The sequence below is a fragment of the Pseudomonas sp. BNK-45 genome, assembly GCF_047456255.1.
Lineage (GTDB): Bacteria > Pseudomonadota > Gammaproteobacteria > Pseudomonadales > Pseudomonadaceae > Aquipseudomonas.
Genome location: NZ_CP179909.1, coordinates 2412281 through 2425790, shown reverse-complemented (window position 1 = coordinate 2425790; position 13510 = coordinate 2412281). Strand labels below are relative to the sequence as shown.

15 protein-coding genes and 1 tRNA gene are annotated in these 13510 nt (G+C 60.5%); 1 reads left to right on the top strand and 15 read right to left on the bottom strand.

What is annotated here, in order from left to right; translation table 11 throughout:
* Window positions 1-21: 21 nt before the first annotated feature.
* The 11 genes from ACMGG8_RS11360 to ACMGG8_RS11310 all read right to left on the bottom strand — a co-directional run bounded on the left by ACMGG8_RS11360 (window position 22) and on the right by ACMGG8_RS11310 (window position 9733).
* Window positions 22-1008 carry a type II secretion system F family protein gene (locus ACMGG8_RS11360; protein ID WP_060840709.1) on the bottom strand — a complete coding sequence of 329 codons (987 nt, stop codon included), beginning with the start codon at window positions 1006-1008 and terminating at the stop codon, window positions 22-24.
* A complete protein-coding gene (locus ACMGG8_RS11355) occupies window positions 1005-2444 on the bottom strand; it encodes a CpaF family protein (RefSeq protein WP_414159590.1) in 1440 nt (479 codons plus the stop codon). Before ACMGG8_RS11355 ends, ACMGG8_RS11360 begins: the two co-directional genes overlap by 4 nt.
* 3 nt (window positions 2445-2447) lie before the next feature.
* Window positions 2448-3665, bottom strand: coding sequence for an AAA family ATPase (locus ACMGG8_RS11350; RefSeq protein WP_060840711.1), 1218 nt, complete (start codon window positions 3663-3665; stop codon window positions 2448-2450).
* On the bottom strand, window positions 3659-4162 hold the full coding sequence (locus tag ACMGG8_RS11345; RefSeq protein ID WP_060840712.1) for a TadE/TadG family type IV pilus assembly protein: 504 nt from the start codon (window positions 4160-4162) through the stop codon (window positions 3659-3661). Before ACMGG8_RS11345 ends, ACMGG8_RS11350 begins: the two co-directional genes overlap by 7 nt.
* Window positions 4162-4632 (bottom strand): TadE/TadG family type IV pilus assembly protein, encoded by a 471-nt coding sequence (locus tag ACMGG8_RS11340; RefSeq protein WP_016967354.1) that lies wholly within the window; start codon window positions 4630-4632, stop codon window positions 4162-4164. The genes ACMGG8_RS11345 and ACMGG8_RS11340 overlap by 1 nt, the downstream gene beginning before the upstream one ends.
* A 9-nt stretch (window positions 4633-4641) precedes the next feature.
* Window positions 4642-5973 (bottom strand): TadE/TadG family type IV pilus assembly protein, encoded by a 1332-nt coding sequence (locus ACMGG8_RS11335; RefSeq protein WP_060840713.1) that lies wholly within the window; start codon window positions 5971-5973, stop codon window positions 4642-4644.
* 47 nt (window positions 5974-6020) lie between these two features.
* Complete coding sequence (gene cpaB, locus ACMGG8_RS11330) at window positions 6021-6827, bottom strand: Flp pilus assembly protein CpaB (protein WP_060840714.1); 807 nt, start codon at window positions 6825-6827, stop codon at window positions 6021-6023.
* 12 nt (window positions 6828-6839) lie between these two features.
* Window positions 6840-8162, bottom strand: coding sequence for an AAA family ATPase (locus ACMGG8_RS11325; protein ID WP_060840715.1), 1323 nt, complete (start codon window positions 8160-8162; stop codon window positions 6840-6842).
* Between the two features lie 14 nt (window positions 8163-8176).
* Window positions 8177-8695 (bottom strand): prepilin peptidase, encoded by a 519-nt coding sequence (locus tag ACMGG8_RS11320; protein ID WP_414159589.1) that lies wholly within the window; start codon window positions 8693-8695, stop codon window positions 8177-8179.
* A gap of 29 nt (window positions 8696-8724) precedes the next feature.
* Entirely contained in the window at window positions 8725-8916 is a 192-nt protein-coding gene (locus ACMGG8_RS11315; protein ID WP_016967360.1) for a Flp family type IVb pilin, read from the bottom strand.
* 625 nt (window positions 8917-9541) lie between these two features.
* Window positions 9542-9733, bottom strand: coding sequence for a Flp family type IVb pilin (locus ACMGG8_RS11310; RefSeq protein WP_060840717.1), 192 nt, complete (start codon window positions 9731-9733; stop codon window positions 9542-9544).
* A gap of 331 nt (window positions 9734-10064) precedes the next feature.
* On the opposite strand from ACMGG8_RS11310, the gene ACMGG8_RS11305 reads away from it, so the two are divergent.
* Window positions 10065-10937, top strand: coding sequence for a response regulator transcription factor (locus tag ACMGG8_RS11305; RefSeq protein WP_414159588.1), 873 nt, complete (start codon window positions 10065-10067; stop codon window positions 10935-10937).
* 90 nt (window positions 10938-11027) lie between these two features.
* Here ACMGG8_RS11305 and ACMGG8_RS11300 read toward each other — a convergent pair.
* The 4 genes from ACMGG8_RS11300 to ybgF all read right to left on the bottom strand — a co-directional run bounded on the left by ACMGG8_RS11300 (window position 11028) and on the right by ybgF (window position 13507).
* Window positions 11028-11103 (bottom strand) — tRNA-Lys (locus tag ACMGG8_RS11300).
* Between the two features lie 63 nt (window positions 11104-11166).
* Window positions 11167-11868 (bottom strand): 7-cyano-7-deazaguanine synthase QueC, encoded by a 702-nt coding sequence (gene queC / locus ACMGG8_RS11295; RefSeq protein WP_060840719.1) that lies wholly within the window; start codon window positions 11866-11868, stop codon window positions 11167-11169.
* Window position 11869: 1 nt separating this feature from the next.
* On the bottom strand, window positions 11870-12517 hold the full coding sequence (queE, locus tag ACMGG8_RS11290) for a 7-carboxy-7-deazaguanine synthase QueE (protein ID WP_016963208.1): 648 nt from the start codon (window positions 12515-12517) through the stop codon (window positions 11870-11872).
* 165 nt (window positions 12518-12682) lie between these two features.
* Window positions 12683-13507: a tol-pal system protein YbgF gene (ybgF, locus tag ACMGG8_RS11285; RefSeq protein ID WP_060840720.1), complete on the bottom strand. Its 825-nt coding sequence runs from the start codon at window positions 13505-13507 to the stop codon at window positions 12683-12685.
* Between the last annotated feature and the right edge of the window lie 3 nt (window positions 13508-13510).

Here is a 13510-nt window from a genome sequence, read left to right as displayed (position 1 = left end):
ACCCCCTGCGAACGCCGGTGTTCAAACCTGAATCCGAATGATTTTGCGTATCCAGAAAATGCCGATCAGCATCGCGACAAACGCCCCGATGACCAGCTTCTGGCCCAGTGGTTCCTGGAACAGCAAGGGCAGATAAGTCGGGCTCGAGAAAACGATCGCCGCCGCCAGTACGAAGGGCATGGAAACCAGTATCCAGCCCGACATGCGCCCCTCGGCCGAGAGCGTCCGGACCTTGCGCTGAAAGCGAAAGCGCCCACGGATCAGGCTGCTCAGGCGCTCCAGCACTTCCGTCAGGTTGCCCCCTGTTTCACGGTGGATCAGCACAGTGGTCACCAGCATCATCACCGTCATGCTCGGCATGCGCTCCAGCAGGCCAAGCATCGCCCGGCGCACGTCATTGCCGTAGTTGATGTCGGAAAACGTCAGGCCGAACTCATGAGCGACCGGGCCCTTGTGCTCATCGGCGACCAGTTGCAGGGTTTCATTGAACGGGTGTCCGGCCCGCAGTGCGCGGCACACGGCATCCAGCGCATCCGGCAAACCCTCTTCGAATTCGGCAAAACGCTTGCCGCGGTCGCGGGAGATCTTCAGCACCGGCAACCAGAACACCGCCATCGCCGCCGGCAGCGCCACCCACCAGATTTGCAGAAGCACCCACAACAGCAAACCCACGGCACTCCCCAGCACCACCCCCAGCAACAGCACCCGATAGGCACGGTACTCATGACCGGACTGCTCGATCATCTGAGCCAGGCTTTCCATCGCGGGCAGTTGCTCCAGGCGAGCCTCCAGCGGTGACAGGCGACGTAAGTATTTCTGCCGCAGTATCGACTGCATGTTCGGCAGGTTGCTCGCGCGCTCCAGCAGATTGAGCCGGCCGCGAATACGCTTGCGCACCTTGCTGGCCTCACCGAACACCGGTATGACCAAGCCCTGGCTGAGAAGAAACATGGCGGTAAACACCATGCCGAGGAACGCCAGGATAAATTCGCTGGGGATCTGGCTCATGGCTGGTCCTCCATCCATTCCGGCCGGAACAGGCTCAACGGCAATTCAATGCCACGCTTGGCCAGTACGTTGCGAAACGCCGGCACCATTCCGGTGGGACGGAACTCGCCGACAACCTCACCTTTCTCACCAATGCCACTGCGCACAAAGCTGAAGATCTCGGTCATGGTGATGATTTCACCCTCCATGCCGTTGATCTCCTGCACGCTGACCAGGCGCCGCGTACCGTCCTCCTGACGCTCCAGCTGGATCACCACGCCAATGGCCGAGGCAATCTGCTGGCGCATGGCCTTGATCGGAAAGGTCGCCCCCGTCATCGAAACCATGTTCTCGATCCGCCCCAGGGCATCACGCGCGGTGTTGGCGTGAATGGTGGTCAGCGACCCATCGTGCCCGGTGTTCATCGCGGTCAACATGTCCAGCGCCTCGGCACCCCGCACCTCACCGATCACGATGCGGTCCGGGCGCATCCGCAGGCTGTTGCGCACCAGCTCCCGCTGGCTCACCTCGCCACGGCCTTCGATATTCGAAGGGCGGGTCTCCAGGCGCACCACATGGGGCTGCTGCAACTGCAGCTCGGCCGAGTCCTCGATGGTGACGATCCGCTCGTTATGCGGGATGAAGCTGGACAGCACATTGAGCATGGTGGTCTTGCCACTGCCGGTCCCGCCGGAAATCAGCACATTGAGCCGTCCACGGACGATGGCCTTGAGCATCAGGGCGATGGCCGGCGTCAGGGTGCCCATCTGCACCAGGCTCTCGGTATTGAGCAGGTCCACGGCAAAGCGGCGGATCGACATGCTCGGCCCGTCGATGGCCAGCGGCGGAATGATCGCGTTGACCCGCGAACCGTCCTTCAGGCGCGCGTCCACCAGTGGCGAAGACTCATCAATGCGCCGCCCCAGGCTGGAAACGATGCGGTCGATGATGTTCAGCAGATGATGATCGTCACGAAAGTGCACATCGGTCCTCTGCAACTTGCCGAAGCGCTCCACGTATACCGAGGCATGGCCGTTGACCAGGATGTCGGACACCGTATGGTCGGCCAGCAGCGGCTCCAATGGCCCAAGCCCCAGCACCTCATCGGTGATCTGCTTGATGATCAACTGGCGACTGCTGGCACTGACCGGCGCCGAGTGTTCATCGAGCAACCGCAGGCTGAGCTCGCGGATCTGCCGCCCGGCGTCGGCCGGCTCCAGCGTATCCAGCAGGGACAGGTCCATGACCTTGAGCAACTGCTGGTAGATCTTCTCCCGCCACTCGGCCTCCATCGAACTGAGTTTGGTCCGGGTCTCGTAGAGCACATCGGGCACGCTGGCTTCCCAGGCCATGAGCACGCTGACGCAGTCCTCGCTGCTGATGGCTGCAGCTGGCCCATCTGCCGGGGCTGGCTTGCTGGATTGCTGACGCAAGCGATTTCGAAAGTCGCTGAGCATGGCTTACCCTCCGAACAGACGGCTGAAAGTACGTTTGAGCAGGCCCTGCTCCTCGGCCTGGATACCGATCAGGCGCTGACTCAACTCGCGCAGGGCCGTGGTGATGCCGGCACGCGGCGCGTGCAGCTCCAGTGGCACGCCGGTGTTCTGGCTCTCGCCAACCACCGCATAGTCGTTGGGCAGCTTGTGCAGATCGGTGCAGCGCAATGCCTCGGCAATGTCCTTGAGGCTGACGGCCGAGGACTTGTCGTAGCGATTCACCACCACCTGCAGTCGGTTGTTCTGCACCCCCAGGTCGTCGCGCAGAATGCGCAACAGGTGGGTGCCGTCCTTCAGGTGGCTGAGGCTCTGCTGCAGCACGATGAAGACGTGATCGGCATGCTCCAGGGTGATGCCGGTGAGATGGTCGATCTGCCGCGGCAGATCCACCACCACCCAGTCATAGGTGCTGCGCGCCAGGCGCAACAAACCTTCGAGCTGTTCAATGCGGATGTCCTGCGCCAGGAACAGTTCCCCGGTACGCCCTCCCAGCACATGCAGGGTGGGGCTGAAATGGCTGCAATAGCCGCGCAAGGCAATGCCGTCCAGGGTCTCGACCTGCTGCAGCACCTCCACATGACTGTGTGTCGGCATGACATCGAAACAGTGGGTCACGCTGCCAAACTGCAGGTCCAGGTCCAGCAGCAGGGTTCGCCCCCCCCGCACGCTGAGCTGATGAGCCAGATTGCAGGCCAGCATGGAAGCGCCCGACCCGCCCTTGGCATTCATCACCGCAATCAACTTGCCCCCTGCCCCCTGCTCCGCATGGGCCTCCATCACCATACGGCCCAGGGCCGCCTGCAACTCTTCGGCGGCGACCGGCTCCGGCAGAAAGTCACGGGCTCCAGCCTGCATCGCCAGTCGCATGCCTTCACGCTCGTCCAACGGCCCACAGACCAGAAGAGGCGGACGCTCCTTCACCGGATGCAGCAACAGCGCCGCCAGTTCCTCGCGCCACAGGTGGCTGACCCTCAACAACAGGAAGTCCGGCATCTGTTCCAACCCGTACAACGGATCGGTATGACCGTTGCTCACCAGGCGCGTGCTGACCTGCAGGCCGGGCAGTTTCGAGCACAGGGCTTTCAGATGACTCAGGGCCGGCGCATCCCGCCCACTGATCAGCAGGCGCATGCCGGATCTGTCAGCCGCAGGGGTGGCGGGGGCTGCTCGGGTACTTAGCATGGTGTGATCTCCGGGTTGACCGTCGCATCAGGCTGTCGACCCAGGCTTTCGCGCGGCACGGTGGACTTGAACATCGGCAAAATGAACGCCCCGCCAAACCCGGGGATCAGCAAGTTGAAACTGAAATTCGACACCTCCAGCCGGACGTAGCGGATGGCGATAAATCCATTGCTGCTGGTGAGGTCGTTGGGGTTGGCGACCACCGCGCCGTTTGCATCCAGGTAGACCAGGTTCAGATTGGCACTGGTGAGGCTGGCGATCAGGCTGCTGGCTCCGCTATTGGTCGCCGAGTTGAACATCGCCCGCCGCAGAATGACCGGGTCCTTGATGTCGCACACCGCCGCCAGGCGCGCGCCGCGGCGTACCGTTTCATTCAGGGTGTTGACGGTGAAGTACAGCCGGCCGACTTCCAGGGCACCGAACAGCAGGGTGAACAGCACCAGGCTGGCAATGGCAAATTCGACGATATACACCCCACGCATGTGCCGGACGTTCATCACAAGGCCCTCATCACGATAGTCGAGGTCAACGCCAGGCCCAGCGGCACGCTGCTGCCGTACAGAGCAGGCAGCGCGCTGCCGATCACCGGCACGAAGGTGTAGCTGATGCTGACCTGGACATGGTCGGTCCCGACCGTGCTGACCTGCACATTGCCGGTGGTCAGGCCGGAAACCACGGGGGGGTAGCCATTGGGATTGGCAGGGACACCGTAAACGGCAACATTCTGGGTCTGGGAGATCAGCGAAGAACTCAGGCTGACCGTGCCAAGGGTGGCGTTCCAGGCCTGGGCGGCAGCAAAGCGCCCGGCGTCACGGCTGGCCTGCATCAGGCTGTTGTACTGGAACAACATGCGCCCGAATTCACCGAAGGTCAGCATCAGCAACGCCAGCAGCGGCAGGGTAATCGCCAGTTCCACCATCGCCATGCCGCGCTGGGCAGTCGGTAGTCTGTATCCACTGCGTCCCATCACGACCTCCTACGAGTCGGTACTCGGTGTCTGGTTGTTGTCGATGTAGGTCTTGTACAACTGGATGATCTGCGGCCCGGAAGTGTTCGCGGGATTGGGGCCCGGCACGTTATCGCCTTCGCATTGACTGACGAACTGACCGAAGATCTGCGCCGAATTGCCCTGTTGCGCCTCGGGCTGCAGCACGAAGTAGCAACCGAAACCGAGCACCGGGATGGACGAGGCGCCGTCGTTCTTGCCCGAACAGTTGCCAATCACGACCTTCAGGATCCGCCGCTCGAACACGCCGTTGCTCTGGCAACCTCCGCCGGTGCCGGCGACACAGCCGGCCGAGGCCTGAACCCAATTGTTGTAGCCATACAAAGCGCCACTGGGCGTGGACAGATTGCCGTTGCTCGAAGTGACCGCTTGCCCGTTGTACTGGATCTGCGCCGGAGAGCCGGTGTAGGTCAGCGACTTGGCGTTGACGGCAATCACCAGGTCCGGTGGATAGTCCGACGCACTGAGGCCGCCGCTGTATTGGTTGAAGCGGGTGTTGAGCCCCTGGGCGGATGGCCCCACGGTGTTGCCCGGCTTGGTCAGGACGGTGGAACCCACGCTGTTGCACTGATTGATCCCGCCCGCCAAGCCCTGCCTGACCGTATTGCCCCCGGAGCCGAAGTCCAGCAGTTGAAAATTCCCGGGGCCGATTGCCGAGTTGTTGTTGGCCGCGGTTTTCAGCACCTGCAGATCACCGAACTTGAACCCCCAGAACATGCCGGTGGCCGGGTTGTTCTTGCTGGGGTCGCCGCACACCATCAACGGCGTCAGGTCGCACGGGCTGGTCGGGCTCGGGCCCGCGGTGGCCACGGCCGCCACCGACTTGCTGCCGCCATTGCCCAAGGCCTGGAACACGCCCCAGAAAAAACTGCTCAAGGGATAGTTGGTTACCGTGACCCGGACATAGCTGGCATTGGCCGGCCCGGGGAAAGAGAAAGGTCCATACACGCTGGAGGCCAGTTCGACCTTGGCGAACCCCGACGCGTTGCCGCCGATGGCCTTAGCCAGCTCCTGGTTGCCGGATGCGTTGGCATTGAGGGTCAAGGTGGCCAACGCCGCTGTCTGGGTCAGGCTTGCGGCACCGGTCACGCCCGGCACCATGCTCAGGGTCTTGGCGCCACTCAGCGCCGCCGCGTCCACTGCATTTTGCAGCCGCGTCTTGTTCAGCAGCATATGGCTGCCGTCCAGTGCCAGGGCGCCCATCAACAGGAGCGAGGCCATGGCGATCACCACCAGGATGATCATTGCCCCGCGCTGACTGGACGGAAACGCGGTGAGCGGCTGCCGGATACACGATTTCATCTTCAAGCCCTCCCCTTCTCGCTCTGCCCCAGTCCAGCCCGAACCGCCTACAGAGCCTTGATGACATTGACCTCGACACCGCGAATTACCGTGATACCCGCGGCCTCAGGGCTCGCGTGCCGATGCACGAGCGGCTTGCTCACTACGGGCGCCGGCGCTTCCTGAGCCATGGCTACTGGCTCGACAGGCAAAGGCCGCTTGTTGTTATCCAGTGGATTGCGCAGGGCCAGTTGCAGCTTGCCTGCCGTCATGCCCTTGACCAGCACTTCCGCCTGAAGCGGCGTCATCTCCAGGGTCACTGCACGCACCACCACCGGCTGGGTCTTGTCGGTACTGGCTGTCTGGTCCACGGCCAGTACCCGCAGGTCCTCCAGAATGGTCTTGGATTCGGCATTGCCATCGTTGCCGGTCTGGCGAGTGGCCAGGACATCGACCCGATTGCCCGGGAGCAGGAACCCGCCGACGCCGACCACATCGTCCACCCGGACCGATATGGCACGTTTGTCCGGCTCGATCAGCGAGGCCAGGGTGCTGCCCCCCAGGTGCTCGGCCAGGCGCGCAGCGCGCAGGATGTCGCCACGCAGCATGGAGAAGGTGGCGATCTTGCCCACCACCTTGTCGGTGGAGTCAAAGGCATCGTCCGGAACCGCATCCTTGGGCATGCGCACCACTCCCACCTGCTGGGCCTCGACCATCTGCCCGAAGGCGATCTCGACAGTGGCCACCACCACGTTGCGCTGGTTGTCGTCGGGACCGACATTGAGCCGTGCATTGAGCCAGTTGTTGGCCATCCATGCCGCGCCCAACCCCAGGATCAGGGACAAGGCAATAAGGGTGAATGTGCGAGAGCTCATGGGAGTGTCTCCTTATCCAAGAAAGTCGAGCTGGACGAAGTAGTTGCGCCACGCCCACTCCAGCTCCCGGGTCGACAGCGGACCGGAGCCGCCCAGATAGCGCTGGCGGTCGAGTGCCATGTTCAACAGGTCGCGGGGGTGGCAAGGCACCAAGGGCATGTTTTCTGCGCCATAGAGTTCCTTGAGCACATAACCAAGCACCTGAGGATCGTAAGGAACGCCCAGCCGCTCGGTCTCCTGGATCCAGATGCGCCGGTATTCCTCGGGCTTCAGATAACCGAACTGCAGCTTGTAGCCGATGCGCCGCAGAAACGCTTCGTCCGCCAGCTCCAGGGGATTGATGTTGGTGGAAAACACCAGGATCAGGTCGAAGGGCAATTCACAGTGCCGCCCACCGCCAAGGTTGAGGAAGTCACGTTTCTCTTCCATCGGCACAATCCAGCGGTTCAACAATTCCGCCGGGGCCATGCGCTGGCGCCCCATGTCGTCGATGATGAACAAGCCGTTGCTGGCCTTGAGCTGCAGGGGCGCCTGGTACAGGCGGGTGAAGGGGTCGTAGTGGACGTCCAGTTGCTCCATGGTCAACTCGCCGCCCGTGATGATCAGCGGGCGCTCGCAGTGCAGCAGCCGGCGGTCGATCCCTTCATTGAGCAACAGACTGTTCTGCTGTTCATCGTCATCCAGGCGCCGATGCACCTGGGGATCGAAGATCTCGATCACCGCCTCATTGATCGCAATGGCGTGCGGTACCCAGATGGATTCGGAAAACAGACGGATCAGTCGGCTGCTGACATAAGTCTTGCCGGTGCCCGCCGGCCCGTAAATCATGATGGCGCGCCCGGAGTTCAAGGCGACGCCCAGTTGGTCGAGCATGTCCTGAGCGAGCACCATCGCACCAAAGGAACGATGCATGTCGTGCGCGCTGATACGGCCATGGTGAATGGTCTGGATCTTGATCAGGGAGCGATAGGCACTCACCGGAAAAGGTGCGGCGCCGATGTAGCCGCTGCGCGCCAGGGCATCACGCGCGGCAGCACGGCCACGCTCCGTCAGCCCGTAGCGCAATGTCTGGCCAGGCGCCTGGCCGAGTATCTCGACACGGCGGTCCTTGCGCAGGAAGGTGAGCACCTCTTCCAGTACGGCTCCGGTCAGCGCCAGGCGTTCCACCAGTCGCGACATGTCCAGTACACCAGCGTCGTAAAGATGTTTGCACACCAGATCGCCGAGAAAGTTGTCCGCCAGCCCGGTTTCAAGAATCGTGCATGGCTGTGGGGCCAGCCGCTGCACCGCTTCCCGTTCAGAGGAGGACACACGGCTATTACTCATGGCGTACATGGTGCTCTCCTGAACTAGTGACTGAATGGCAACCAGAAAATGCTGATCAACGTGCCGAGCAGTACTGCAATCGAGTAAGGAAATGGCTTGCCTGCCACTTCATCGGCTGCAGGCGCGAAGTAAGCCCTGGCTCGGAGCATCAGCCAGTAACGCCCCACGGTCTGCTGGGCCTGGCCACGTACCAGCACGATCAATACGCCACACAAGCCACCGGCAATCAGGCTGAAGAACGCAGCCCACAAGGCCCCCTGCGGAGTCAGAAAAGTACCGACCATGGCCATCAGCTTGACGTCTCCGGCGGCCATCCCCCCAAAGACATACATCGGGAGAAACACCGCAAAACCAATCAGCAGGCCTAGCAATCCGTGTCCCAACCCGGTTAAACCTGCGGAGTAAGCCTGTCCAACCAGCCCCAGGCAGACTCCGAGCAAGATCAGCACGTTGGGAATGCGGTGGCGGCGCAGATCGCCCACCACCGCCACACTCAACAGCCCCAGCAGCAGCGCCACAGCAACAAACGGCTCCTTGTCCATGACCGCAATCCTCTGTGGAGTTGGCGCTACTAGCAGGTCTTGCCTTGGACGGCGCAGCCCAGGCTGGTGATGGCTGTTTTCACGTTGGTGCCCAGGGTGATGAACGCGGCGACAGCCCCCAGCGTGATCAACCCGCCCGCCACCGCATATTCCACGATGGTCAGGCCGTCTTCGTCTTTGATGAACTTCAGCACCGAGGTCTTGATCGATTGCAGTTTCATTTTGTTTGCCTCACTCAAGTGATTGACTTCAAGAGCAGCACTTTTCGCACTACCTGGGCAAACCTTAGTCATTAGGAGATTGAGGGGGTTAGGAGTTTTTTGCTGATCGCTAGGACTTTATTGCAACTAAAAAAAAACAACTAAACACAGGGCCAACGACCTGATCAGCCAGTAAAAGTTTGAGTAGGGAACAATTCACAAACAACACGACCACGCATTCTCAGTCGTTGAAAAATCGATCCTGGTACGGCCCTGCCGAACGAAAACAGCGCTCGGCACCACGGTCACCGAATGGCGCATGGTGCAGAACGAACTAAGCTGGCTTTTGTATATCAGGATTAGATCTTCGGACAGGCGGCACAGCAGCGATACTGCTGGACAGGGAAGAAAAACTGCGGGCCGGGTCTGACTCGAACAGCGCTTGCCCAGCGCCGTACGGTTACTCGGGATCGATCAGGATTACAGCCAGGAACCAGGCACACTGCATATGCATACCGATCCCTACTACATGCTGGACCTCAGCCTGACGAAGATCGCTCCCCGGCGTCTGGCCCAGCTACGCTGGCGACACAGAGCCAATGAACCGCTCCAGTACAGGACTGAGCCCCCAGCGCAACCACTTGGATCAACAGGTCTTGCCCTGTACTGCGCATCCCAGACTGGTAATGGCGGTACTGACGTTGCCGCCCAGGGTTACAAACGCAGCAACGGCTCCAAGGGTTATCAACCCGCCAGCCACTGCATATTCCACTATGGTCAAGCCATCTTCGTCCCTGATGAACGCCGTAACCGAGGTTTTGATTGATTTCAGATTCATCTTGCCACCTCATTTAAGGACTGTACTTCAAGCGGTTAGTTGGTCCACCGCCTGAAGGAATGCTAGTCAGGGGCAACAGTGAGGGTTAGGAGTTTATTGTCGATAACTAGGACTTTTTTGCGGTGATTAATTAGAAAAAATATTCCCACGCACACACCCGGCACAGAATCGAAAGGCTAAGGAGCAACTATGAACACACCTGATCTTCAATACACGGAGACTTGTCTCCGTCATCGTCATGTGGTGACGAAGCACTATTCCCGACATTCATCGACGCGCGCGATGCCCGACCTCAGATAGAGGCGGCGTGACCGCTGAAAGGAACAAGGCAATGAAACCCGAGGCGATCAAGAAACCATGCCTGCTATGGTTTGATCTCACTCGCAACCGATCCGCTGAAGAGCTGATCGGGCATTTTCGTTCAGCCTGTGACTGTCGCCTGGCCAAGGGGGCCAATGTTTCCGCGATGGATGCGCTGCCGACGCCGGACATGATCTGCATGCACTATGACCGCCCCGACATGCCGGGCCTCAACCTGCTGCTGGAGATCAAACGCAAGGCCCCCTCCGTTCCCATCGCCATGTTCACCGTGCAGCACTCAGAAGAGCTTGCCATCTGGGCGATGCGCTCGCGGGTCTGGGAGTACATGGTGCTGCCCCTGACCGGCCCGGAAACCGAACGCTTCATGCATGCCCTGAGGCAGCTCTGCGAGCTGCGTCGCCACTCTGGCGCTAGCAACAAGACGTTGCTGGTCGAGCATGGCCCGTCCTTGCCGGATAGCATCCGCTTGACCGCAGAACACCAGAAACATCAGGCCCTGAACAACGTGCTGCTGTATATCGACCAACACTTTCGCGACAGCATCGATCAAAAGGAACTGGCCAAGCGCTGCGGCATGACGACATTCCGCTTCAGCCGCCTGTTCAAGGAAGTGAATGGCCTGGGCTTCATGGACTACATCCTGAGCAAGCGTATGGATTGCGCCAAGGAACTCCTGGACAACAGCCAGATGCCCGTCACCAGCATCGGCTATGAGGTCGGTTTCAAGGATCCTTCCTATTTCGCCCGGGCCTTCAAGCAGTTCACCGGTTGCACCCCCAGCGAATACCGCCAGGCACACCGTACACCCCCCCCGCAGGACGAGCCGCAAGACGAGCAGCTGTCGCAGGTCATTGATAGCCTTCCAGAGCGCATCGAGCTTTGATGCCCCCACGCCCGGGTTTATTGCAGGCAAAAAAAAACCCGGAAATCCTCACTTTCGTGGGCCTTCCGGATTTTCTAAACCGCCAAAATATGGTGGGTCGTGTGGGATTCGAACCTACGACCAATTGGTTAAAAGCCAACTGCTCTACCAACTGAGCTAACGACCCGCTGTGTGGTGGCGCGTATAATACTGATTTCTAACGGGAATTCAACACCCTAAATGAAAAAAATCAAAAATAAACCGTTGGATCGCTGACACCGGCCGCGTCGAAACCTTCTGCACGCAGACGGCAGCTGTCGCATTTGCCACATGCACGGCCGTTGTCGTCCGCCTGATAGCAGGAAACCGTCAGGCCATAATCGACTCCCAAACCCACACCGGCCTTGATGATTTCGGCCTTGCTGAGGTTCTGCAGGGGCGCCTGGATCCGGAAGCCCTGCCCTTCGACACCGGCCTTGGTGGCCAGGTTGGCCATGCGCTCGAAGGCTTCGACGAACTCGGGGCGGCAATCTGGATATCCGGAATAATCCACCGCATTGACGCCGATGAAGATATCCCGCGCTTGTAGAACTTCCGCCCAGCCCAGAGCCAGGGACAGAAACACGGTGTTGCGTGCCGGCACGTAAGTCACCGGAATCCCCTCACCGGGAGCCTCGGGCACATCAATGGAACTGTCGGTCAGGGCCGATCCGCCAATGCCATTGAGATTCAGGCCGATCACCTTGTGCTCCACCACGCCCAGATCCCGCGCCACGCGCTCGGCAGCGTGCAGTTCGGCCCGATGGCGCTGGCCATAATCGAAGCTCATGGTGTAGCAGCGGTAGCCTTCGGCGCGGGCCATGGCCACTACCGTGGCCGAGTCCAGTCCACCGGAAAGCAGGATCACTGCACGCTTCTCGGTCGACGATTGATTCTGTGCTTGCTCAGTCATTTCAGCGCCCCGGCTCATCATTCCAAAGGTATTTATGCAGCTGCAGTTGCAGTCGCACCGGCAGGTTGTCCGCCACGATCCAGTCGGCCAGATCCCGTGCGCTGAGATCATGGTGGCTGGGAGAGAACAGTACTTCGCCGGCACGTCGCTCAAGACCGTACTGGATCAGTTTGGACACTGCCCAGTCGTAGTCCTCACGGGAACAGATGACAAACTTGACCTGGTCGTTGGCCGTCAGCAGCTCGATGTTCTCGTAGCGATTGCGATGAGCTTCCTTGGAGCCTGGAGTCTTGAGGTCAAGGACCCGGCTAACGCGCTGATCCACCTCGGAAATATCCAGCGCGCCACTGGTCTCCAGAGAGACTTCATAGCCGGCATCGCACAGCTGCTTGAGCAAGGGAATGGCATTAGGTTGCGCCAACGGCTCGCCGCCGGTGACACAGACATAACGCGGACGGAAACCGGCAACCTGCTCCAGCAGGCTGTCGAGGGTACGCTGGGTGCCGCCGCTGAAGGCGTAGGCGCTGTCGCAGTATTGGCAACGCAACGGACATCCGGTCAGGCGCACGAAAACCGTGGGCAGCCCGGCAGTCCGAGTTTCCCCCTGCAACGAGTAGAAAACTTCGGTAATTCTCAATGTGTCTTGCATAGTCGCCACGGGCGTAACAGCTAAACAGGCTGTCCGCCTCCGTCAGGCACTTCAAGGAACCCCGCCATCGCGCAGATCCCAGGAAGCGTGTTTCAAAAAAGGGGGTGAATTCTAACGAAAAAACCCGCGACAAGCGCGGGTTTCTTGTAACGGCTGCCAACACGCTTACATGCGTTGCAGATCCCGTTGTGCCAACTGAGCGGCGGAAGTGCCCGGATACTGGGCCACCACCTGCTGCAGAATGCCTTTGACCCGGTCGGTATGACCCAGGCGACGCTCTACGTCAGCCAGCTTGTACAGCGAGTCCGGCACCTTGGCATGCTTGGGGTACAGCTGGGAAACCTTGGCGAACGCCTGACCTGCACCTTGCAGATCGCCCTTGGCCAGGTTCACTTCTCCCAACCAGTACTGGGCATTGCCGGCGTACTGGCTGTTGGGGTACTTGCGCAGGAAAGCCGAGAAGGCCTGGCTGGCCTTGTCGAAGTCCTTGGCCTTGATCAGGTCGAAGGCAGCATCGTAGTAGAGCTTTTCCTTGGCCGGATCACCCGGTTCGCTACTGGCCGCGGGTGCTGGAGCAGCAGCTCCGGCTGCGGCACCGGCGGCACTGCTATCGCCACCGGCTGAAGAATTCTCAGGAGACGCGGCAGGTGCAACACCGCTTCCTATGCGCCGATCAAGATCCTGGTAACGCTCCAGGCTCTCTTGCTTCATGCGCGCTACATCATTTTGCAGAACTTCGATCACACCTTGTTGCCGTGCGATCTGCTCCTGCATTTGCTGCAGTTGCTGGAACAGCTCGCCCTGTGCCGAGACAGGGGTCGAAACCCCTCCCCCGGCATAGGCGCCGTTCGTGCCATAACCCGCTGGCGGATAACTGCTCCCGCTATTGTTATAGCCGGAGTTGTTATCGACCACAGGAACCGCAGACCACGCCGCTAGCGGCGTGAGACTGAGAGCCAAAATAGTTACAGCACGACGGCACGTTCGCATGAC